The 23,261-nt window shown below is 60.7% G+C and carries 16 protein-coding genes and 1 pseudogene; 11 read left to right on the top strand and 6 right to left on the bottom strand.

The annotated features are described in order from the left end of the window. A pseudogene (locus AW06_RS19740) lies at nt 1–391 on the top strand (transposase); the annotation flags it as partial. 246 nt (nt 392–637) lie between these two features. Here AW06_RS19740 and AW06_RS02260 read toward each other — a convergent pair. From AW06_RS02260 to AW06_RS02245, 4 genes are all read right to left on the bottom strand, one after another. Then, nucleotides 638–1,042: a type II toxin-antitoxin system VapC family toxin gene (locus tag AW06_RS02260; protein WP_034944890.1), complete on the bottom strand. Its 405-nt coding sequence runs from the start codon at nt 1,040–1,042 to the stop codon at nt 638–640. Between the two features lie 3 nt (nt 1,043–1,045). Then, nucleotides 1,046–1,279 carry a type II toxin-antitoxin system VapB family antitoxin gene (vapB, locus tag AW06_RS02255; RefSeq protein WP_034944889.1) on the bottom strand — a complete coding sequence of 78 codons (234 nt, stop codon included), beginning with the start codon at nt 1,277–1,279 and terminating at the stop codon, nt 1,046–1,048. Between the two features lie 366 nt (nt 1,280–1,645). Further along, nucleotides 1,646–2,929: an IS701 family transposase gene (locus AW06_RS02250; protein ID WP_273704312.1), complete on the bottom strand. Its 1,284-nt coding sequence runs from the start codon at nt 2,927–2,929 to the stop codon at nt 1,646–1,648. Between the two features lie 185 nt (nt 2,930–3,114). Next, on the bottom strand, nt 3,115–3,603 hold the full coding sequence (locus AW06_RS02245) for a hypothetical protein (RefSeq protein ID WP_034944937.1): 489 nt from the start codon (nt 3,601–3,603) through the stop codon (nt 3,115–3,117). 472 nt (nt 3,604–4,075) lie between these two features. Between AW06_RS02245 and AW06_RS02240 the strand changes: the two genes are divergently transcribed. Together AW06_RS02240 and AW06_RS19735 are read left to right on the top strand one after the other, a co-directional pair. Further along, nucleotides 4,076–6,487: an EAL domain-containing protein gene (locus AW06_RS02240; RefSeq protein WP_273704311.1), complete on the top strand. Its 2,412-nt coding sequence runs from the start codon at nt 4,076–4,078 to the stop codon at nt 6,485–6,487. Then, nucleotides 6,487–10,827 carry a PAS domain S-box protein gene (locus tag AW06_RS19735; protein WP_273704310.1) on the top strand — a complete coding sequence of 1,447 codons (4,341 nt, stop codon included), beginning with the start codon at nt 6,487–6,489 and terminating at the stop codon, nt 10,825–10,827. The genes AW06_RS02240 and AW06_RS19735 overlap by 1 nt, the downstream gene beginning before the upstream one ends. Here AW06_RS19735 and AW06_RS02230 read toward each other — a convergent pair. Together AW06_RS02230 and AW06_RS02225 are read right to left on the bottom strand one after the other, a co-directional pair. Continuing rightward, entirely contained in the window at nt 10,768–13,851 is a 3,084-nt protein-coding gene (locus AW06_RS02230; RefSeq protein WP_034944884.1) for an efflux RND transporter permease subunit, read from the bottom strand. The genes AW06_RS19735 and AW06_RS02230 overlap by 60 nt on opposite strands. Further along, nucleotides 13,848–14,945 carry an efflux RND transporter periplasmic adaptor subunit gene (locus AW06_RS02225; RefSeq protein ID WP_034944882.1) on the bottom strand — a complete coding sequence of 366 codons (1,098 nt, stop codon included), beginning with the start codon at nt 14,943–14,945 and terminating at the stop codon, nt 13,848–13,850. Before AW06_RS02225 ends, AW06_RS02230 begins: the two co-directional genes overlap by 4 nt. Nucleotides 14,946–15,335: 390 nt before the next feature. On the opposite strand from AW06_RS02225, the gene AW06_RS02220 reads away from it, so the two are divergent. From AW06_RS02220 to AW06_RS02185, 8 genes are all read left to right on the top strand, one after another. Next, a complete protein-coding gene (locus AW06_RS02220) occupies nt 15,336–16,415 on the top strand; it encodes a pilus assembly protein PilM (RefSeq protein ID WP_212761121.1) in 1,080 nt (359 codons plus the stop codon). Continuing rightward, nucleotides 16,412–16,978: a PilN domain-containing protein gene (locus AW06_RS02215; RefSeq protein WP_034944880.1), complete on the top strand. Its 567-nt coding sequence runs from the start codon at nt 16,412–16,414 to the stop codon at nt 16,976–16,978. The genes AW06_RS02220 and AW06_RS02215 overlap by 4 nt, the downstream gene beginning before the upstream one ends. Then, nucleotides 16,975–17,640, top strand: coding sequence for a type 4a pilus biogenesis protein PilO (locus AW06_RS02210; RefSeq protein WP_046534824.1), 666 nt, complete (start codon nt 16,975–16,977; stop codon nt 17,638–17,640). Before AW06_RS02215 ends, AW06_RS02210 begins: the two co-directional genes overlap by 4 nt. Next, nucleotides 17,637–18,152, top strand: coding sequence for a pilus assembly protein PilP (locus tag AW06_RS02205; protein ID WP_034944878.1), 516 nt, complete (start codon nt 17,637–17,639; stop codon nt 18,150–18,152). Before AW06_RS02210 ends, AW06_RS02205 begins: the two co-directional genes overlap by 4 nt. After that, complete coding sequence (locus tag AW06_RS02200) at nt 18,152–20,254, top strand: type IV pilus secretin PilQ (RefSeq protein WP_034944877.1); 2,103 nt, start codon at nt 18,152–18,154, stop codon at nt 20,252–20,254. Before AW06_RS02205 ends, AW06_RS02200 begins: the two co-directional genes overlap by 1 nt. A gap of 143 nt (nt 20,255–20,397) precedes the next feature. After that, nucleotides 20,398–20,880, top strand: coding sequence for a shikimate kinase (locus AW06_RS02195; RefSeq protein WP_046534834.1), 483 nt, complete (start codon nt 20,398–20,400; stop codon nt 20,878–20,880). Then, nucleotides 20,877–21,959, top strand: a complete 1,083-nt coding sequence (gene aroB, locus AW06_RS02190; RefSeq protein WP_034944873.1) for a 3-dehydroquinate synthase — start codon at nt 20,877–20,879, stop codon at nt 21,957–21,959. The genes AW06_RS02195 and aroB overlap by 4 nt, the downstream gene beginning before the upstream one ends. Beyond that, a complete protein-coding gene (locus AW06_RS02185) occupies nt 21,952–23,076 on the top strand; it encodes a deoxyguanosinetriphosphate triphosphohydrolase (RefSeq protein ID WP_034944869.1) in 1,125 nt (374 codons plus the stop codon). Before aroB ends, AW06_RS02185 begins: the two co-directional genes overlap by 8 nt. Nucleotides 23,077–23,261: the final 185 nt, after the last annotated feature.

The raw sequence follows: 23,261 nt of genomic DNA, 5'->3' as shown, positions 1-23,261 counted from the left end.
GGTCGATGGCGGCTATCCTGGCATGGGCAACTCGACGCGGTGGCTGGGGAGACCACCGTCTATGCGGCCGTGCCGAAGACCAAAGACCCGGCAGTCGACGTTCACCAAGCGAAGGCAAAGGACAGCCCGGCGGTGGCCAAATGGCGGGAACGTATGGGAAGCGATGAGGCCAAGGCGCTCTACAAGGATCGCTCGGCGACTGTCGAATGGGTGAATGCGCCGGCAAGCAACCGCAGCCTGAAGGGCTGACTGGTTCGCGGGCTGAAGAAAGTCAAGGGCGTCGCGCTGCTGTTCGCACTGGCGCACAACCTCATGCGCGCCGCTCCGCTCGCCCCCCGAACTGGTCGGCATAGGGACAGGAACGTCCGCAGTACCGCAAATGGCAGGGTAATCGGGAGAAAGGCGCGGAAAAGGGGGAGATCCAGGCCACAAGGCCAGCCAAAACATCCATTAAGCATCATTGGGCGCAGGCGGGCGCCAGCCGTCTGGTTGTGCCCAACGTGGTGCGGAAGTGAAAAATTCACAGCCTCTGAGAGTTTGTGAATAAATCTACCTTGAGGATCCATTCCGTTGGTGGCGAAAAAGCTAATTTTGAAGGGGCGAATTTACGATCTACATTTCAAAAGAGCTCTTCCCTTCACCCTGCTACCCAGTTTTCCAGCATTAGCCCCGGCACCCGCTCGAATTCTCGCTGGTTGTTGGTGACCAGGACCAACCCGTGGGCCCGCGCCTGAGCCGCAATGTGCAGGTCGTTGACGCCGATGGGCTGGCCCAGCTTTTCCAACGCGGCGCGGATGCTGCCGTAGTGGTAGGCCTCCCGCTCGCCATAGGGCAGGACGCTCAGGCGGCTGCAGAAATCCTCGACCACGGAAAGATTGCGGGTGGGGTCGCTGCTTTTCTCGGCGCCATGGACCAGCTCGGCGAGGGTGATGGCTGAGACGGCCAAGCGGCCGTAGTGGCGGTTGAAGGACGCCAAAGCCTCGATTGGACGCCGCTTGACGACGTAGATGACGATGTTGGTATCGAGCAAGTGGGTCAGCACGGATTAAAGGCTTTCCCGATCCGGCTGCTCCTGGGTGGCCCGTTCCGGCAGAAAATCGTCGGTCACGGTTTTTTCGCCCAGGAAAAAACTGTCCCAGGCCGCTTCGGCAGGGGCAATGATGCGTTCCTGGCCGACGGCCCGCACATCGACCTTCTTGATCGAATCCGGAAAGCGCAGTTCGGCGGGCAGGCGAACCGCCTGGGTGCGATTGTTGGTGAAGACGGTACTGGCGGGCATGGATGGCCTCCAAAATGCTATATACACGAACAATATACACTATTCGGTCAAGAATCAAGCGCCGGATTTGCGGCGGTGAAACCTTCCCTGAGCCCCGGTCCACTCGCCCGCATGTTGCGCCGCAACACGCCACAATCCACCTGTTAACGGACCCCGGCCGTGGCCGTGACCATCCGCTTGCGCGAAATTCCATACAACGTCACCCCGTTTGAAAGGCTTTTAGTAGAAAGTAGAAATGAGGTCTGAACCCGGCCCCCTTCTTTCCTCTTACACAATGTCATGAAAGACCTCTCGGAGTTCACCCGCCACTTGCTGGCCGACGGCAACGAGTTCTTTGTTGGAGAAATTCCTGTAACTACTTCTACTTTAACAGACTCGAATGGCATTTTTCGGTGCTGGCGGCTGCCTTTGGTAGGCGCTGTCGCGGGCGCTTTGTCGTCTCGCATGACGCTCGGCGATGATTCGCTCGAGGTCTTCGCGACCGTGAATCTTCATCGGGAGCTGAGCCACGAGCATGTCGAAGACATCGGCACAGGACAGTAACTCGGCGTAGGGCGAGTGTTGCCGCCGCTCCTTGACGAGAAAGAGCAGAGCGACGCAGACGAGCGCCATGTGGTTATACCAGGCGCGCCACTTGCGCACTTGGTAGTCGGCCATCCCGCAGCAACCTTTTGCATCCTCGAAGGCGCGCTCAATGAAGTGGCGCTGTGCCTGCATTCGCGCCAGTTCGGCAAGTGGCGTGTCGGGCGCCGCGTTGGAGAGCAGGAACTTCACCTTCGTGCCGTCGCGGCGCGCCAGGAGATGCCATGGGCGGGCTTGTGCGCTGTTCGGATGACGGATCCATACGCGGGTATGGGCAAACATCGCACGCACTTCACCCTTCTCCCCGTCGCGCAGGATCACCGGGTGCCACTCCTTTCGTTTCAGGCGCGCGGCCCATTCGCGGGCTTCCCAGGCGGGGACCCACGCCTTTCCCGGATCGGCAAAGTAAAACTGCTGGTCGCTGTGAACCTCGGTAGCAAAGACCTCGCCTGCATCGTCCCCATCAAACAGCAACCAGGTCGCGTGACCATAGAGGCCATCGGCACCAACGAAGCCAAAGCGCACCCCAGCAGCCCGTGCCCGCTTGACCATCTCGGCAGCCATCTGCGGCTTACTCCGAAAGACCTGTGCCGATTCCGGAATCCCGGCTTCCCTGCAACGCTTGGTATCTGCTACCCAGTCCTTTGGCAGGAACCACTCGAAGTCGATGATCGCGGCCATCGATCCGTGTGCCAACGCAGCATACACTCCAACCTGCGAATTCTCGACCTTGCCCAGGCGACCGTTATACTGCCTGTCCACGCCCGCTGAATGGTCCCCCTTCTTTTCGAACCCAGACTCATCGAGCAACAATCCCGCCTCTGGCCTACCGATCAGGTCGTCCGCTTGTCGCGCCGTCTCCCGACGCACCTTCTCAAAGTCCCATGCGGCATCGCTCAACATGTGGTGAAGGCTGTGATACTCGGTCTCCGCCACCGTCTCGCTCATCTGTTCCAGGTTCGCACGAGGACTTTGAAAAAGACCCCGCAAGTACTGTTCAGCTGGTTCGGCCGTGTTTCGCGTCTTACTGCGGAAACACTCTCGGAACGACTCAAAATGACTGCTCAGATTCTCGCAGCAGCCGGCTACTGCACGCTCGATCCCAAATAAATAAATTGGGAGTTCTCATCGTCATACTCCTTGTGTGATAGAGCATTGGATATGTGGCTCAACAGCCTGTATTTCAACCGTTTGCGCAATGTGGCAAAGTAGAATTAAAGTCGCAATGATCGATCGATGCGGGCGACACGAACTTACAGTCCAAGTGTGCTCGAACTGAGCGGCTCGCCACCAGCGGCGACGATTTCTTCGAAGCGCTGGATATGGGGCGTGCACTCGTGGACGTCATCGACGATTAGTCGGGCACGTGCATGATCGCGATGGAAGCGGATCAGTGTGTGCCGGCCATCGGCGATCAGCAGCGAATCCTTGAGGGTGTCGAGGTGGGGCGGTGATTGAGTGATCGTCAGCGCCGGTGCATAAACGGTCAGCAGGTTCATCAACTGCGGGCTGTACTGTCTGACGAACGCCGGCTTCTGCACGACGATCGTCAATCGCTGGTGGCGCTGGTGGTCTTCCCGCGCAGCAAGCAAGCCACGCAGCACGGCAATCCGCTCCGGACGTTCGAGTTTGAGCGGCGCGAGGTCTTCATCGAAAATCTCTAGCGTCGCGGTTGTCAGATCCAGGATTTCCTGCACCGCGCCGTCGTAGTCGCTCCAGGTGGTGATCAGTCTGCTGCTCATCGATGGCGGTCCGTCTGGTCGTTGGCAGACATCATACCGCGATCCCTGGGCGAATTCGCAAGCGTTACTTGCCGGCAGTTGGTACGGGTGGACGATGCCTTGCGGACCGCGCAGCAACAATTTCCTGGCCAGGGTCGTTGCAGCAGCTCTGGCAGAAGCAGGTCAAACCAGGCGGCCTGGATGGGTTGACGGCGGAATTATCTCATGTCGGCATAAAGTGATTCGGCAGGCGCGAGGTTTGAACCGAGCGACCGACTTGAGCGTATCATGAGCGGGTATTTCTGCGTCGGCCAATTGGCCAAGGCTAAAAGCGATGTGCTCTCTCTGCGGGGGGAAGCTTGCAGGAGGATCGGCAAGTCTCGAAACGACGACTATTCAGCAAATCGGGACGCAGCAGTTCAACGGGGGTGAGGGGAAAGGTCAAGGTTTGGGCTGGCACTCGCGTAGGCGAGTGGTTGCCCGCCACCTTGGCATGATCGATGAACGCAGTCAGGTCGGCGCCGGCACGGCGGTTCGCGTCACGCTGCCGATCCAGCCGCCGGACGCCGGCACGGCCGGCCCTGGCGCCGTATGGCGCCGCCGTGGGTGCGATGAACCTGGAATTGCAGTTGCTCTGCAGATGTCGAAGATTAGCGCAGGGATTACCGAGAAGCGCATCATCCGAGAACCCGGCATGCCAGCGACCGTCGCTCGTGCCACCCTGCTGATCGTCGACGATCAGCCGGAGAATCTCGCCGTGCTCGGGGGGCTTCTGCAGCACCATTACGCAGTTCTGGTCGCGTCCTCGGGCGCGGGCGCACTCGCGGTCGCCACGCGACAGCCGACACCGGACCTGATACTGCTCGACCTCATGATGCCGGAGATGGACGGCTATGCCGTACTGAATGCGCTGCGCGAGAATCCGGTGACACGCGACATCCCGGTCCTTCTCCTGGCCGAACGCTGGGATGCGGGCGATGAGGAGTACGCACTGTCACTCGGCGCAGTCGATTACCTCGTCAAGCCGGTCCGGTCGGCGGTCGTTCTTGCGCGTGTCCGCAATCAACTCGATGTCAGGCGCGCGCGCGCCATTCTGCGTGACCACCCGCTTTCCCGGCATGGGCGCACCGTTGGCAGCCCCGATCTGCAAGCCCATGGCTCGCTGTTCGACGATTTGACCGGTTTGCCCAATCGCAACCTGCTCAAAGACCGCCTGGCGCATGCCATCGCGCAACCGCGGCACCCGGACGCTGTGCTGGCGGTGCTGACGATCGAACCTGATCGTTTCCAGAGCGTCAACGAAACGCTGGGTCGTGAGGCCGGCGACTGCGTCATCACCGAACTGGCGGCACGACTGGCGGCGCACGTACATCCGGCCGATACCCTGGCACGGGTCGAAGGCGATGAGTTCGTGCTGGTCGCCGACATCGCCCGCGTCGAACTTGCCAGCGTCCTTGCGCAGGCCATCATCGCGGCGATGGCTCGCCCGCTGGTCGTTGCAGGGCGCGAGCTGACGCTCGGGGCGAGCATCGGCATTGCCTTATTCCCGAAGGACGGCGAGCGCGGCGACGATTTGCTTCGCTGCGCGGTTTCTGCGATGCACAAGGCGCGTGCCGAGGGTGGCGGGCGCAGCCACCTCTACGCCACCGATATGGACTCGCGCGCGCTCGAACGCCTGGAAATGGAAGGCGAACTGCGTCGCGCCATCGGCAACGGCGAGCTGCTGTTGCATTATCAGCCGCAGCTCAGACTGCGCACCGGTCGTATCGTCGGCGCCGAGGCCCTGGTCCGTTGGCAACATCCGACGCGCGGCCTGGTGCCGCCTGCAACCTTCATCCCGCTGGCCGAGGACACCGGGCTGATCATGCCGCTCGGCGCCTGGGTGTTGCGGCAGGCCTGCCTGCAGAACAAGGCCTGGCAGGACGCCGGTCTGGCGCGTATCCGGGTCGCCGTCAACCTGTCGGCGCGGCAGTTCGAGAGCCAGGATATGCTCGCCCTGGTCGCTGCAGCGCTCAAGGAGAGCGGCCTTGACCCCGCCTGCCTGGAACTCGAATTGACCGAAAGCGCGGTGATGAAGGATGCCGAGGCGTTCATCCGCACGACGCGGCAATTCAAGGCCCGGTCGGTGTCGTTATCGATCGATGATTTCGGCACGGGCTTTTCCTCGCTGAGTTACCTTCGTCGTTTCGAGTTCAACCACCTGAAGATCGACCAATCCTTTATCCAGGACATCAACCGTGACCCCGACAACGCGATGATCGCTCTGGCGGTAATTTCACTGGCGCACAACCTGCGCATGTCGGTGATTGCCGAGGGCGTCGAAAGCGTAGCGCAACTTGCTTTCCTGCGCGCCCGTGGCTGCGACGAGATGCAGGGCGATCTGTTCAGCCGGCCGTTGCCCGCCGCCGAGTTCGCAGCCTTGCTTGGCAGCGGCCGCGCGCTCGAGTTGCCGGCCGATCCGGCGCTACCGGCGCGCACCCTGCTGCTTGTCGACGACGAAGCCGGCATCCTGGCGTCGCTGCAGCGCCTGTTCCGCCGCGAGGGCTATACCGTGCTGGCTGCCAGCAATGGTGCCGAGGCCCTCGACCTGCTTGCCATGCATGTGGTCCAGGTCATCATCTCGGATGCGCACCTGCCGGTGATGGACGGCAGCGAGCTGCTCGCCAAGGTGCGCGCGCTCTACCCCGACACCGTGCGCATGATGCTTTCCGGGTACACCGACCTGCAGGCGGTGACGCGCGCGGTCAATAGCGGCGAGCTGTACCAGTTCATCACCAAACCCTGGGACGATGTCAAACTGGTCGAGGCGGTGCGCGCCGGATTTCGCTACCATGAATCCCGCCGTGCGGCCACCCATGGCGTTATCCAGCAATTTGTGCCCGACGGCATCCAGGCAGTGCCGTGATGACGCCCATGCGGTCGGATGGCCGCGCGGCAATGTTGCGCGTGGTGCTCATCTATGCCTTCGTCGCCACCCTCTGGATCCTTTTTTCCGACACCTTGATCGGGCATCTGGGGGTGCAGCCGGAGACGCGGGTGATGCTCGGCATGCTCAAGGGCCTGGCTTTCGTCGGGCTGACTTCGATGTTGCTGTATGCCCTGCTGCGGCGCCTGCCGGAAGGCGCCGCAGCGACCCCGGACGGCGGCGGCAGTCGACGGCTGCTGCTGTCGGTGGCGGCCCTGGCGCTTCTGATCCTGATCGTCGGCGCGGCAGCGATGCGCCAGGTGGCCGAGCGGCAAGAGACCCGGCCGGACGATCTCTTCTGGATCACGCTGAGCATCGCCGCCGCACTGTTCGCGGTTGTCTTTCTGGGCATCATGCTCCATCAACAGCAGCGTCTGCGCTTCGCCGACTCGTTTCGGCAGGTGCAGGCCGAAGCGCTGCGCAGACAACAACTCGTCGACCAGCGGCGTGCAGAGCACCTGGCACTCGCCAGCCACTACCAGACGATGATCGGCGAGGCGCGCGACATCATTCTGCTGATCGACGAGAATGGCAAGATCGTTGAAGCCAACGCGGCGGCTGTCGCCGCTTACGGCTACAGTGCCGACGAGTTGCGTGGTATGCCTATCAGCGACCTGCGCGGCAAGGAAACTCTCGGCGCGTTCAAAGAGCAGTGGCAGGCCTCGGCAAAGCCCGACGGAGTCCTCTTCGAAGCCGTGCACCAGCGCCGCGACGGGACCTGCTTTCCGGTCGAGGTCAGTTCCCGTGCTTTTTCGGTCGAAGGCAAGCGCTACCATCAAAGCTTCGTCCGTGACATCAGCGAGCGCAGAAAAGCGGACGAGGCACTGCGGCGAAGCCATCGCGCCCTGCGTACCTTGAGCGAATGCAATCAGGCGCTGGTCCGGGCCAGCGACGAGGCGACCCTGCTCACCGAGATCTGTCGGCTGCTCGTCGAATTCGGCGGCTACCGCCTGGCCTGGGTCGCTTACCCCGATGGCGGCGATGAGCCTTGCCGGGTTCGTCCGGTCGCAGCAGCCGGTTGCGAAGACGGCTCCGGGGCGACAGTCCACATCCACAACGATGACCTTGATTGTGGCCACGGCCCGACCGGTACGGCGATCCGCGAGCGGCTGCCGGTGCTGGCCCAGAACCTGTCGAGCGATTTCGGCATCGAGCCGTGGCGTGAAGCAGCGCACCGGCAGGGCCATGCGGCTTCGATCGCGCTGCCGCTGCTCGCTGGTGACGGAGCCTGCCTTGGCGCCCTCAATCTCTACGCTGGCGAAGCGGATGCCTTCGACGCCGACGAGACCAAGTTGCTCGCCGAACTGGCCGACGACCTCGCTTATGGCATCCGGGCGTTGCGCGACCGGGTCGCGAGGGAGAGCACCGAAGCGACGCTGCGCACTACTGCGCAACAGCTCGAACATCTGCTCGAAGCCAGTCCGACCACGCTCTACGCGCTGCGTTTCATCGACGGTGTGCCGCGTGCGCAGCAGGTCAGCGCCAATGTCGAACGAATCAGCGGCTACACGGTAGCCGAAGCGCTGCAGGATGGCTGGTGGGAAGCCGGTCTGCATCCCGACGATCGCGCAGCGGCGCTGCGCTTCTCTGCGTCCTGTGGCGGCATTACGGTGCACGAATATCGTTTCGCACACAAGGAGGGGCACTACCTCTGGATCCGCGACGAACTGCGTCTGATCCGCGACGCCGCCGGCCAAGCGGTCGAGATTGTCGGCGCGTGGACCGACATCAGCACCGCTCGACAGGCGATGCTGGCGCTACAGGAGAGCGAAAGGCGCTACCGCGAGATGTTTGTGGCGAATCCGCAGCCGATGTGGGTTTATGACCGAGAGACATTGGCCTTCCTCGACGTCAACGCTGCCGCGATCCACCGCTACGGCTATCGCCGCGAGGAATTCCTGGCCATGACCATCAAGGACATCCGGCCAGCGGAGGAGATTCCTCGCCTGCTGACCCGTGTCGCTCAGGTCGAGGCCAACGTCGATGCCGGCGTCTGGCGGCATCGACGCCGGGATGGCAGCGAGCTGTTGGTCGAGATCACCTCGCACGCGCTGGATTTTGGTGGCCGGCGCGCGCATGTGGTGCTCGCCCACGATATTACCCGGCGCGTGCAGACCGAGGCCGAGCTGCGCAAGCTCTCGCTGGCGGTCGAACAAAGCCCGGAAAGCATCATCATTACCGACATCGACACGCGCATCGAATACGTGAATGAGGCCGCCATCCGCAGCAGCGGCTATTTGCGTGCCGAGTTGATCGGCGAGAACCCGCGCATCCTGCAATCGGGCAAGACGCCGCCGGGCACGTATGTGGCGCTGTGGGCAGCACTGAGCGCTGGCCAGGGGTGGCGCGGCGAGTTGTACAACCGCCGCAAGGATGGCGTCGAGTACATCGAATTTGCGATCGTCACGCCGATCCGCCAGGCCAATGGGCGCATCACGCACTATGTTGCGGTCAAGGAGGACATCACCGAGAAGAAGCGGATCGGCGCCGAACTCGACCACTACCGGCGTCACTTGGAGGAGATGGTGCAGGAGCGGACGGCGCAGTTGGTCGAGGCGCGCGCGCGCGCCGACGCCGCCAACCGGGCGAAGAGCGACTTTCTCGCCAACATGAGCCACGAGATCCGGACGCCGATGAACGCCATCGTCGGCCTGACGCACCTCCTGCAGCGCACCGCTCCGACGCCGCAACAGAGCGAGCGCCTGGACAAGATCAATGCCGCTACCCGACATCTGTTGGCGATCATCAACGATATCCTCGACCTGTCGAAGATTGAGGCTGGCAAGCTGGACCTGGAGCAGGGGGATTTCGGCCTCGATACGATCCTGGATGGCGTTCGTTCGCTGATTGTCGAGCCGGCGCGCGCCAAGGGCCTGACGGTCGAGGTTGAAGGGCACGACGTGCCGCTGTGGTTGCGCGGCGATGCGACCCGTTTGCGGCAGGCGCTGCTCAATTACGCCAGCAACGCGGTCAAGTTCACCGAACGCGGCCACATCGTCCTGCGCGCGCGCCTGCTCGAGGAGGCGCAGGACAGCCTGCAGGTGCGCTTCGAGGTCGAGGATACCGGCATCGGCATTGCCGCCGAAAAATTGCCGCAACTCTTCGAGGCCTTCGAACAGGGGGATGCTTCGACGACGCGCAAGTACGGTGGTACCGGCCTCGGCCTGACGATCACGCGCCGGTTGGCTCGTCTGATGGGGGGCGATGCCGGTGCCGACAGTGTGCCCGGTCAGGGCAGTCGCTTCTGGTTCACCGCCCGCCTGCAGCGTGGTCATCAGGCCATGGCGCCTCGGCTTGAGCCGGCGCAAGGTGCCGAGTACACCTTGCGCCGGTGCCATGCCGGGGCGCGCCTGTTGCTCGCCGAGGATAACGCGATCAACCGCGAGGTGGCGCTTGAACTGCTGCATGGCGCTGGGCTTGCCGTCGACTGCGTTGCCGACGGCCAGGCGGCGTTGCGTATGGCCACGGCAACGGACTATGCGCTGATCCTGATGGATGTGCAGATGCCCATGATGGACGGCCTGCAGGCCAGCCGCGCGATCCGCGCGTTGCCCGGCCGCACCGCGGTGCCGATCGTGGCGATGACTGCCAATATCTTCGAGGACGATCGGCGCGCCTGCATGGCCGCCGGGATGAACGACTTTGTCGCCAAGCCGGTGGAACCCGAACAACTGTTTGCGACGCTGCTGCGCTGGCTAACTCCCGCACTGGCTGATCGTCGCCCGGCCAGCGCGCCGGTGCCGGCTGGAGAGTGGCTGGCAGCGCGGTCAGCAAAGCCGGATGCTCTGGCGCGCCTGAAGGGCATCGCCGGTCTTGACGCTGTCGACGGGGTGCAACTGCTGAACGGCAATGTGGCCAACTATTGCCGTTTGCTGCGTCTCTACGTCGACAGTTACGGCGAAACGATTGCGGCGATGCCGCAGCAACTGCTGCGCGGTGAACACGACGAGGTGCAGCGCCGCGCGCACGCGCTCAAGGGAGTTTCAGCCAATCTGCGCGTCGCCGGGGTCCAGCAGGCGTGCATCGCCCTGGAAGCGGCGCTACGCGCCGGCGATGCCGCGCCAGACGAGCTCGACCGGCTGGTGATGACGCTTGCCGAGCGTTACACGGCGGTATGCGTGGCCATCATCAATGCGCTTGGCGGGGTAGCCGAGGCCAGCACAGTCGGGCAGACGGGCAACTCTTCAAACACTTCAAGCTCGGGCAGCAGCGCCTGCGGTTCATCCCTCGGTCGGCCTGACCCGGTAGCAGGCGGCATAGAGCGCCGGCAGGAACCATAGGGTCAGCAGCGTGGCGACGATCAACCCGCCCATGATGGCAACCGCCATCGGTCCCCAGAAGACGCTGCGGGTTAGCGGAATCATCGCCAGGATGGCTGCTGCGGCAGTCAGCATGATCGGCCGGAAACGCCGCACCGTCGAGCCGATGATCGCTTCCCAGGCCGGCTTGCCGGCTTTTTCGTCCTGCTCGATCTGGTCGACGAGAATCACCGAATTGCGCATGATCATCCCCGAAAGCGCGATCACGCCGAGGTTGGCGACGAAGCCGAAAGGCACCTGGAAGATCAGCAGCGCCAGCGCGACGCCGATCAGCCCGAGCGGTGCGGTGAACAGCACCAGCAACATCCGGCCGACATTCTGCAACTGGATCATCAGCAAGGTGATGACGCCGATGAGCATCAGCGGCATCACCGCCTTGATCGAATTCTCGCCCTTGGCCGACTCCTCGCTGGCCCCTCCGGCTTCGATGCGGAAACCCTGCGGCATCCGGGCACGCAGGTCGTCGAGCAGGGGGTCGATCTGAGCGGTGACGGCGGGCGCCTGCATGCCGTCGCGGAGGTCGGCACGCACGCTGATCGTCGGCAGGCGGTTGCGGCGAGCGATCACGGTATCTTCGAGCGCAAAGCTGATCTTTGCCAGTTGCGCCAGCGGCACGTAGCGGCCGCTGCGGGTAGGAATGTTGATGTCGGCCAGCGCCGAGATGCGGGTACGTTCGTCGCCGGCAGCGCGCGCGATCACGTCGACCAACTGGTCGCCTGCACGCATCTGCGTCACGGCAACGCCGGTCAACATCGAATGGAGGAAAGCCGAGAGTTCCTGTGAACTGACGCCGAGTGCGCGCGCGCGATCCTGATCGATGTCGATACGGATCATCTTGCCCATCTCGTTCCAGTCGAAGTTCACTTCCTTGAGATGCGGATTGGCGCGCATCACGTCGGCCACTGCCGCGGCGAGCCGCTGCAACTTTTCAAGGTCTTCGCCGGAAACCCTAAAGACGACCGGAAAGCCCACTGGCGGACCGTTTTCGAGGCGCAGCACGCGCGCGCGCAGGCCGCTCCATTCGCCGCCGACATCGCCAAAGCGTTCTTCAAGGCGTCGCTTGAGGTCCTCGCGCGCAGCGAGGTCGTGGGTGGTGATGACCAATTGCGCGAAATTGTCGTTGAACAGTTGCTGGTCGAGTGGCAGGTAGAAGCGCGGGCTGCCATTCCCAAGATAACTCGCGAAGTACTTGATCGAGCGCTTCATCTCCGATTCGGTAAGGATCGATTCGACTTTTATGGCGGCCGTTTTGGTCGCTAGCAGGGAAGCGCCGTTCGGCAACCACAGGTCGACCAGTAACTCGGGACGACTCGATGCCGGAAAGAACTGTTTCTGTACGCCCAGTCCCAGACCTGACAGCGCCGCCACGAAAGCAGCCAGCGTGGCGGCGATCACCAGCCAGCGATGCCGCAAAGACCATTCGATGGTCGCGCGAACATGACGATAGAAAGGCGTCTGGTAAGTGTCTTGACCGTGCTGTTGGGCCTTGTGGTGCAGTTTATCGGCGTCCAGCAGCAGGTAGCCCAGGTAGGGGGTGAACAGTACCGCCACGACCCAGGAAACCAGCAGCGCGATGCTCACTACCGCGAAAATCGAAAAGGTATATTCACCGGCGCCGGACCTGGCCAGACCGACCGGCATGAAGCCGACGGCAGTAATCAGGGTGCCGGTGAGCATCGGAAAAGCGGTCGAGGTGTAGGCGAAGGTGGCCGCGCGGAAGCGATCCCAACCCTGTTCCATTTTCACGACCATCATTTCGACGGCAATGATTGCGTCGTCGACCAGCAGACCCAGCGAGATGACCAGCGCACCGAGCGAGATCCGTTGCAGGTCGATCCCGAATACGGACATCAACAGGAAGGTGACCGCCAGTACCAGCGGAATCGACAGGGCGACGACGGTGCCGGTGCGCATGCCGAGGCTGAGGAAGGAGACTGCCAGGACAATCAGGACGGCTTCGGCCAGCGACGACATGAAGAGGTTCATCGATTGGCGGACGATTTGCGGTTGATCGGCGACGATGTGCATGTCGATTCCCAGCGGCAATTGTTTCTGCAGTCGCTCGGTTTCGGCGCGCAAGCGGTCGCCAAGCCGGATCACGTCGCCCCCCTTGTTCATGGCGATGGCGATGCCGATCGCGTCCTGACCCTGAACGCGCATGCGGGGTGTCGGTGGATCGGCAAAACCGCGTTCAATCGTTGCGATGTCGCCGAGGCGGAACCGGTGCCCATCGGCCTGGATGCCGATCTCGCGAATACTCTCCAGCGACTTGAAATCGCCCGAGACGCGAATGCGTACCCGGTCGGACGGCGTTTCGTAGAATCCGGCCGGAGTCATTGCGTTATGCTTCTGCAGTGCGTCGAAGATCGTCAGCGGATTCAGACCGAGCGTCGCCAGCTTGGCGTGCGCAACCTCGATGTAGATCTTTTCTTCTTGGACGCCGATCAACTCGATTTTCTTGACGTCGGGGACCTGCCGTAATTCGCGGGCGATGCGGTCGGCCTCGCGACGCAGCGTGGCAAGGTCGAAGCCATCACCGGTCAGGGCGTAGATGTTGATGAAGGTGTCGCCAAATTCGTCGTTGATGAAAGGGCCGAGCACGCCTTGCGGCAGAGTATGCCGCATATCGCCGATCTTCTTGCGGACCTGGTACCAGGTTTCTGGAACCTCCTTCTTCGGCGTGTAGTCCTTGAGCAGAACGGTGATCAAGGACTCGCCGGAGCGTGTCTGCGAGCGCAGCACATCGACCCAGGGGACTTCCTGCAGGCGTTTTTCGATCCGTTCGGTGACCTGCAGTTGCATCTCGTTCGCGGTGGCACCCGGCCACAGCGTACGCACCACCATCGCCTTGAAAGTGAAGTCCGGGTCCTCGGCGCGGCCGAGCCTGATATACGCAAGCACACCGCCAAGCATCAGCAGGACGATCAGATAGGCGACCAGCGAGCGGTGGCGCAGCGCCCATTCGGACAGATTGGGAAAGATCATCGCCTGGAGGTGCCTTGCCGATCCTTTTTCGGCAGTGGCTCGTCAAACCGGGGTGCCTGTTCGATGACCTTGACGTGCTCGCCGCTGCTCAGCTTATGGACGCCGGCGACGACGATTCTTTCCCCGGCCTGCACGCCGCTGTCCAGTACGGCGGCGTCTTCCCGATAGCGGGCAATCGCAACCGGTCGCAAGGTAACGGTCTGCTCCGCGCTGACCACCCATAGCGCTGGCTGGCCAGCGTGCTGAAATATGGCTGTCAGCGGCACCGTCAGGTGGGCCTTCCCGTCAGGGCGATGGAAGTGTACCCTGGCGGTCATCCCGAGCAGAACCCGGGCATCCGGATGGTGGATTGAAACGCGCGCCGCGTAACTGCGGGTGACCGGGTCGGCAACTGCCGATACTTCGCGCAGCGTTCCCAGATAGATGGCCTCGTTTTCTGCCCACAGGCTCACCTCGGCGGATCGAAGCGCGCGCAGCTCCGGCATGTGTGTCTCGGGGATCGAGATCGCGACTTCCAGGGTGTCGGCACGCGCCAGTCGCATCACGGTCTGCCCAGCGGCGACAACCTGGCCGACTTCAGCCGTGACGAATCCGACGATACCCGCCTGTTCAGCTCTGAGAACCGTATACGCGGTCTGGTTTCGGGCCAGTTCAGCCTGTGCCAGTGCGGCCCTGAAGCGAGTCTCCTGGGCATCGAGGGCTGCCTGGCTGACGAAGTTTCTGGCATGCAGATTCCTGAAACGCCCGAGATCGGCGGCGGCAAGGTCCAGTTGAGCGGAAGCTGCCGTCGCCGCCAGGGTGGTATCGGCGGGATCGAGCCTGGCCAGTACTTCCCCGGCTTTGACCACGGCCCCGGTATCGACCAGGCGGGCAGAGATCTTGCCGGGAATGCGGAAGGCGAGCGGGATTTCGTAACGCGAGCGAACCTCTCCCGAGTAGTCGAGGAACTCGTCTCCCGCGCTTTCGCCAAGAACGCGCGTCAATACCGGCCGGGTGGGCTCGGGGGCTACTGGCTCCTTGCCGCAGGCGGCGAGCAGCGCGAGAAGGGCGAGCAACAGCAGAGTGTTTTGAGGAAAGGCCGTGTTCAGCCGCATACCGTGCCTTACGGGCAGGGGCGCATCGGGGTCGGAGTCCGCACCGCGCAAAACAAGCACCAGCAGCCTGAGAGCAATGATCGGGCCAGTAATGTAGCTGTTGCTGCAAGTGGAGTCAATTGGCGAGGATTGTCCGCTAGTGATCCGCCGGAAAACGCTGCCGGCGTCGGTGGTGCTCCCATTCGTAGAGCCGATTAAATGTAAAATCAAACGGATAAGGAGGCCGGGTGAGCATTTGTGGGGTTCACGCCAAGCATCAGCAGGGTGGCGTTGAAAGCCTCCAGAAATTTCTTTACATGCCGTAACCTTGTTGTTAGCATCAAAAGGAGAATCTCCATAGGTACGCTAACTGCAAATTATTGAAGGGTTTTTTAGGCGAGGGGTGGCAATTTGCAGCTTGATTTTTCGATCTTTAATCCCAAGGCGCGCTCGCTGATCGGTCTTGATATCAGTTCGTCGTCGGTCAAAATGGTGGAGCTGGCCAGTGATGGCAAGGGTGGCTACCGTGTCGAGCGTTACGCGATCGAGGTCTTGCCAAGGGATGTCGTGTCGGATGGCAACATTGTCAATCTTGAGTCGGCTGCGGAATCCGTCAGGCGGACCTGGAAGAAACTGGCGACCTCGACGCGGCAGGTGGCCATCGCTCTTCCATCGTCACATGTCATTACCAAGAAAATCATTGTCATGGCGGGGCAGCGTGAAGATGAGCTCGAACTGCTGGTGGAGTCCGAGGCCAACCAATACATCCCGTTCCCGCTCGATGAAGTCAACCTGGACTTTCAGGTGCTCGGGCCAGCGCCGTCTTCTCCTGACGAGATCGAGGTTCTGATTGCTGCGTCGCGGAAGGAAAAGGTGGAGGACCGCGTTGCCGTTGCCGAATCAGCCGGCCTCAAGCCGAAAGTGTTGGACGTGGAGTCCTACGCCATGCTTGCCGCTTTTGAACTGATTGAGGCTCAGCTTCCGGAAGGCGGCAAAGGGAAGATCATTGCCTTGGTGGACATCGGCGCCAATGTGATGAACTTCACCGTTCTCCGCAATGGTCAGCAACTGTACGCTCGCGAACAGGCATTCGGCGGCAATCAACTGACGCAGGATATCGCCCGCATGTTTGGCATGAGCTTCGAGGAGGCAGAGGCCGAGAAACGCCGAAATACGCTGCCGGAGAAATACGAGGCCGAACTACTGCGGCCATTTCTCGAATCTCTAGCTCTGGAACTGTCGCGTGCCTTGCAGTTCTTCTTCACTTCGACGCAGTTCAACGAGGTCAACCACATCGTCCTCGCAGGGGGCTGCGCAGTCATTCCGGGTGTTGACGAAGTGGTGGCTTCCCGGACCCAGATCAACACGATCATTGCTAATCCCTTTGCCAACATGCTGCTCGCCGAACGGGTTCGCGGCAAGAATCTGCTGGCCGATGCTTCGTCATTGATGGTCGCCTGCGGTCTTGCGCTGAGGAGATTCGACGCATGATACGGATCAATCTTCTGCCACATCGGGAAGAGAAGCGCAGAGCGCGGCGGCAACAGTTTTACGCCTTGCTGGGCCTGGTGACGCTGCTTGCAGGGCTGATCGGGGTTCTCGTTTATTCGGTGATTGCCGGTTACATTTCGGCGCAGGATGCCAGGAATGATTTTCTCAAGAAGGAGATCGCCGTCCTCAACAAGGAGATCGATCAGATCAAGCGGCTCAAGGAGCAGAGCGACGCCTTGATGGAGCGTAAACGGATCATCGAGTCGTTACAGCGTGATCGGGCAGAGGCGGTGCGTTTGCTGAGCGAACTGGCCAAGCAGATGCCGGAAGGAGTGTACCTGCGTTCGTTGAAGCAGGAGGGGCAGAGAATCAGTCTCGGCGGTTATGCCCAGTCCAGTGCCCGGGTGTCGACGCTGATGCGCAACATCGAGGCATCACCGTGGCTTGAAAAACCGCAGTTGCTGGAAATCAAGGCCGTCCTCGTTGACAAGCGGCGCCTCAATGAATTCACCATGAATGCCTCGATCAAGAGGACGACGGTCGGAGGAGGAGAGCAGAAGTGAAAGCAAGCGCTCTTCAAAACATCGACGTGAGGGCAATCTTCCGGGATTTCCAGGATCTGAATCCCAAGGATGTGGGGACGTGGCCTCTGGTGCCGCGTGTAGCCATCCTGTTGGCCCTGTTCCTGTTGATCCTGTTGGGTGGCTGGTGGTTCTTCTGGGATGAACAGTTGGTGTCCCTGGAAAACAAGCAGCAAACCGAATTGAAGCTCAGGGATGAGTTCGTTGCCAAGAAGAAACTGGCGGTAAACCTCGATCTGTACGTGCAGCGCCTGAACGAGATTGACCGTTCCTTCGGTGCGCTCCTGAAACAATTGCCCAACAAATCTGAAGTCGAGGCCTTGCTGGTTGAAATCAACCAGGCGGGGATGGGCAGAGGGCTGCAGTTCGAGTTGTTCAAACCTGGAGCGGAGCAAGTCAAGGACTTTTATGCGGAACTGCCAATCAACGTGCGCCTGACCGGCTCTTATCATGACTTCGGCGCCTTCGCCGGAGATATCGGCAAGCTGTCCAGGATCGTCACCTTGAACAATATCGCCATTGCCCAGGGCAAGGACGGGGGGTTGGTGATGGATGCCATTACCAAGACCTTCCGCTATCTCGACGAAGAAGAACTGGCGGCGAAGAGGAAGGCCGCCCAAGCTGCGAAGGCTGGAAAGAAATGAGGAGACTCGTTGCCCTGCTTGGCACGCTCTTCCTGGTCGCATGTTCCACTGGCGATCACGAGGACCTGCGTGAATGGATGAAAACTGCGGCTCAGGATACCAAGGCCAAAATCCCCCCCTTGCCGGTAGTTGAGCCCTACGAGCCTGCCTCTTATGATGTGGGCGGTCTGTTTGACCCTTTCAAGCCGGCCAAGGTGGGTCCCGAGGAGAAGAAGGGCGGTGGTGGCCTGCGGCCTGACCTCGATCGGCCAAAAGAACCGTTGGAGCTTTATCCCCTGGAGTCGCTGAAATACGTCGGAGTGATGACGAGAAACAAGGTGTCGTACGCCATCATCCAGGTTGAAGGGACTTTGTACCAAATCAAGATCGGAAATTACATGGGGCAGAATTTCGGCGTGGTGGTCAACGTTTCCGAGGCAGATGTCACCCTGCGAGAACTCGTCCAGGATTCGGCCGGTGACTGGGTGGAGAGGACGAGTACCTTGCTTTTGCAGGAGAAGGGAGCAAAGTGATGAAGTACATTAAACAATACCTGTTTGGCCTGGTTGCCGGAGCGCTGTGGGCTCTTGGAACAGCGAATGCACAGGAAGATGTCCGTCCCAATTCGATTGAGTCGATGAATGTCGTGCAGCAAGGCTCGGTATTGAATGTCAAGCTCACTTTTAAGGAACCCCTGCGAGCACTGCCGGCAGCCTTCAGTGTCGCCAAGCCGGCGCGTATGGCCTTTGATTTTCCGAACACGACCAACGGCCTCGGCAAGTCGAGCCAGGCGTATAACGAGGGCGATTTGAAAAGTGCCAACATCGTCCAGGCGGAAGACCGGACTCGCGTCGTCCTGAACCTGCACAAGGCGATGACCTACGAGGCAACGATCGATGGCAACAGCCTGCTGCTTGCTTTGGTACCGAGTGCGACGACAGTGGGTATGGCGCAGATCGAACATTTCGCACAGGCCCGTCCGTCTGCTTTGTCCAACACCATTCGCGACATCGCCTTCCGGCGTGGCAAGGATGGCGAGGGGCGGATCACGGTTGACCTCACCGATGCCAATGCAGGCATCGACATCAAGCAGCAAGGGTCGACGCTGGTAGTCGATTTTGCCAAGGTAACGGTTCCGGAAACGCTACGCAAACGTCTGGACGTGACCGATTTTGCAACCCCGGTGTTGACCGTGCAAACCGACCAGCAGGGCGCCAACACCCGCATGATCATCACGCCGCGTGGCCTGTGGGAACACAACGCATATCAAAGTGACAGTCAGTTCGTCATTGAGGTCAAGCAGGTCATCGTGAATCCGAACAAACTGGTACAGGGTTCGCGTGGTGGTTATCAGGGCGAGAAGTTGTCGCTGAACTTCCAGAATGTCGATGTGCGCCGTCTGTTGCAGGTGATCGGCGAGTTCACCGGCATGAACATGGTCGTCAGCGACTCCGTCAGCGGCTCGATTACCCTGATTCTCAAGGATGTGCCCTGGGATCAGGCACTCGACATCATCATGCAGCAGAAGGGTCTGGACATGCGCAAGAATGGAAACGTCATTCTGATTGCGCCACGTGAGGAAATTGCGACCAAGGAAAAGCTCGATTTCGAATCGAAAGTGCAGATCGGTGACCTCGAGCCCTTGCAGACCGAGAGTTTCCAGATGAACTACATCAAGGCTGAAGCGGTGCAAAAGCTGCTGATCGACCCCAAGCAGACCTTGCTCTCGAAGCGTGGTAGCGCGCTTCTCGATGACCGTTCGAACATGATGTTCGTCAAGGATACGCCGAGCCGTCTCGATGATGTGCGGGCGATGATCGCCAAGGTGGACATCCCCGCCCGACAGGTGATGATCGAAGCGCGAATCGTTGAAGCCGGCGACTCATTTGCCAAGAATCTGGGCATTCGCCTGTCCTTTGGAGCGACAAACAAGACCTCTTCGGTAGATTCGGTTACCGGCCGGGTAACCACGACTGTAGAGCAGGTCAAAGACAAAGGGTACATCGTCAATTCAGACCCCAGATCTTCTTCATTCGGTCTCGTGAATCTGCCTGCGACCCCAAGATCAGGGACTCCGGGACTGCTCAACCTGAGTCTGTACGATAATTCGCTGACGCAGTTTCTCAACCTGGAAATTTCAGCACTGGAAGCTGACGGGCGTGGCAAGGTGATCTCGAGTCCACGCGTGATGACGGCAAACCAGGTGGAAGCAATCATCGAGCAGGGCGTAGAGATTCCCTATCAACAGGCAACAAGTTCTGGTGCTACCAGCGTATCGTTCAGAAAGGCCAATCTCTCATTGAAGGTGAAGCCACAGATCACCCCGGATGGCAAGATCACCATGACCCTGGACGTCAACAAGGACACCCCGAACACCCGTTTGTCGACAGGGGCAGGGGTGGCTATCGATACCAAGCACGTCAAGACCGAAGTCTTGGTCGAGAATGGCGGCACGGTGGTTATTGGCGGCATCTACACGCAGGAAAAGCGTACCAACACCCAGCGAATCCCGTTTTTTGGCGACCTTCCCTATGTTGGATGGATGTTCAAGAACCGGGAATGGATTGACGACAAGACTGAACTACTGGTCTTCATCACGCCGAGGATCGTTGTCGAAAATCTGTCGTTGCGCTGATCGCTGCTGCCTGTGACGTGTGTGCATTGGCGCACGCATCACGGGCCAGCCGCTGCAGTTCCTGCTCCCATGGCCGTCTCCTGAGCATGCGATAGAATAGGCGCGTGAACAACGACAAACGCAATGTCTATCTGGTTGGCCTGATGGGGGCCGGAAAAACGACCATCGGCAAGGCCCTGGCCAGGCGCTTGGCTTATCATTTTGTTGATACAGACCACGAGGTCGAAGCGCGCACCGGCGTCGGTCTGCCGACGATCTTCGAGATTGAAGGTGAAGACGGCTTTCGCAGACGCGAGGCACAGGTCATTGCCGAGCTGGCTGACCTGGATGCGCAGGTGGTGGCAACCGGGGGTGGTGCCGTGTTGCGGCCCGAGAACCGGCAGAACCTGCGAGCAAGTGGTCTGGTGATCTATCTCGATGTGCCGCTGCCAACGCTTCACGAACGGACGCGACATGACAAGAAGCGACCGCTGTTACAGGTGAGTGACCCACGCCAGAGGCTCCGGGAACTGCATGCACAACGCGACCCATTGTACCGCGAAGTCGCCGATCTCGTCGTCAGTGGCAGCCGAATCACCGTCCAGTCGGTTCTGAATTTGCTGATCAAGAAAGTGGGAGAGCCATGAAAACGTTGACGGTCGCACTCGGGGATCGTTCCTACCCTATTCATGTGGGGCAGGGGCTGATCGAGCGCGCCGAGTTGCTGGTACTGCGGCAGCCGAAAGCAGCGATCGTCAGTAACGTGACCGTCGCACCGCTGTACCTGCAGCGCCTGGCAGACCCTTTGCGCCGGGCCGGCGTTGAAGTCGTCGAGATGGTGCTGCCCGATGGCGAACGGTTCAAGGACTGGCAAACCCTCAACTCGATTTTCGATGGATTGCTGGAGCAACGCTGCGAACGGTCAACGACCCTGATCGCTCTCGGTGGGGGAGTTGTTGGTGACATTACGGGTTTCGCTGCGGCGTGTTTTCAGCGTGGCATACCTTTTATCCAGGTGCCGACGACCCTGCTGGCCCAGGTCGATTCGTCTGTGGGTGGCAAGACCGCGATCAATCACCCTCTCGGCAAGAACATGATCGGGGCTTTCCATCAGCCACAGCTTGTGCTGACCGATACCGATACTCTGAATACGCTGCCGGACAGAGAACTGCGGGCTGGCCTGGCAGAAGTGATCAAGTACGGTTTGATCAGGGATTTGCCCTTTCTTGAGTGGCTTGAAACTAACCTGGAGTCTTTGCTGTCTCGTGAACCGGCTACCCTGGCTGAGGCGATTTGCCGTTCTTGCCGGAACAAGGCCGAGGTAGTGGTCGCTGACGAACGTGAGGCGGGCGAGCGAGCTTTGCTCAACCTCGGCCATACCTTTGGGCATGCGATTGAAACTGGCGTTGGCTATGGCGAATGGCTGCACGGTGAGGCCATTGCGGTGGGTTCGATGATGGCGGCGGAACTATCTTTGCTAATGGGTTGGATCGACCGGCATGACCTCCTGCGTGTCGAGCGGCTTTTTCAGCGAGCAGGCTTGCCAGTGCGCGGGCCGGCCTTGAACGTCGAACGCTATCTTGAACTGATGCAGCACGACAAGAAGGTTCTGGATGGCAAGCTTCGTCTTGTTCTCCTGCAGAAGCTTGGGCAGGCGGTTCTGAGCGACGCAGCACCGCCTGCCGAAATCATCCAAGCCATTGGCGCGCGCTCCGCACATGCCTGAGCTTGCGCCGTACGCGGTCAGCGCGCTCAACTCACGCGGTCGCCGTTATTCCGACAGCGCACCTGCCCATCGCAGCGAGTTCCAGCGCGACCGTGACCGGATCGTCCATTCGACGGCTTTTCGACGCCTCGAATATAAGACGCAGGTGTTCGTCAACCACGAAGGCGATCTCTTTCGTACCCGCCTGACACACAGCCTTGAAGTCGCCCAGATCGCGCGTGGAATCGCACGTTCACTTCAGCTCAACGAGGATCTGGCTGAAGCCATTTCGCTTGCTCACGATCTCGGTCATACGCCTTTTGGCCATGCCGGGCAGGATGCGCTCAACGATTGCATGCGTGCGCATGGGGGTTTTGAGCACAATCTGCAGAGTCTGCGAACGGTTGACCTGCTGGAGGAGCGCTACGCCGCTTTTGATGGCCTGAACCTCTGTTTTGAGACTCGCGAAGGCATCGTCAAGCATTGTTCACTGGACAACGCTCGCCAGCTTGGGAAACTCGGCGAGCGTTTCCTCAGACACACACAGCCGTCGCTCGAAGCGCAGATCTGCAACTTGGCGGATGAAATCGCCTATAACAATCACGATGTGGACGACGGATTGCGCGCCGGGCTGATCACGCTCGAGCAGCTTCAGGAGGTCAGCCTGTTTTCCCGGCACGTTGCCGATGTCCGGAAAGTCCATCCCGACCTGGACGGGCGCCGGCTGATCCACGAAACCATCCGGCGCATGATCAATACCCTGGTTTGCGACCTGATCGAGACCACCAGAAAGCACATCGCAAGGCACAAGCCGCGGGATCTTGCCGAGGTTCACCTGGCGCCGCCACTGGTGGCGTTTTCCGACGATTTATACGCGGTGCAGCGCCAACTGAAGCGCTTCCTGCATATCCGACTCTATCAACACTATCAGGTTCTGCGGATGGCCAGCAGGGCGAGACGTATCGTCAGCGATCTGTTTTCTGCATTTGCCAGCAATCCGCGCTTGTTGCCCCCTCAATATCAGGTACTTGCTGACGGCGATCAAGTTCGCAGGGTGGCCGATTATATTGCCGGGATGACCGATCGCTATGCCGTCAAGGAACATCGCCGCTTGTTTGCAGTGGGTGCGGAGGGCTGAGAACCCTGCGGGGGTAGCGTGTCGGCGAGAGGCGCGCTAACAGTCGTGACTTTTCCAGACAGCCCCGATCAGGAAAGTTACGACCGTTACCCTCTCCCCCCGCGAGGGGGAAGAGGGGGCTCTTGAGTCGCATACGCGACTTTAGGCGATTTCTCGGAAGCTAGATACCGCAAAGATACGGGACG

Source organism: Candidatus Accumulibacter cognatus (genome assembly GCF_000584975.1).
In the GTDB taxonomy this organism is placed as follows: domain Bacteria; phylum Pseudomonadota; class Gammaproteobacteria; order Burkholderiales; family Rhodocyclaceae; genus Accumulibacter; species Accumulibacter cognatus.
This window is presented reverse-complemented; position numbering and strand designations above follow the sequence as displayed.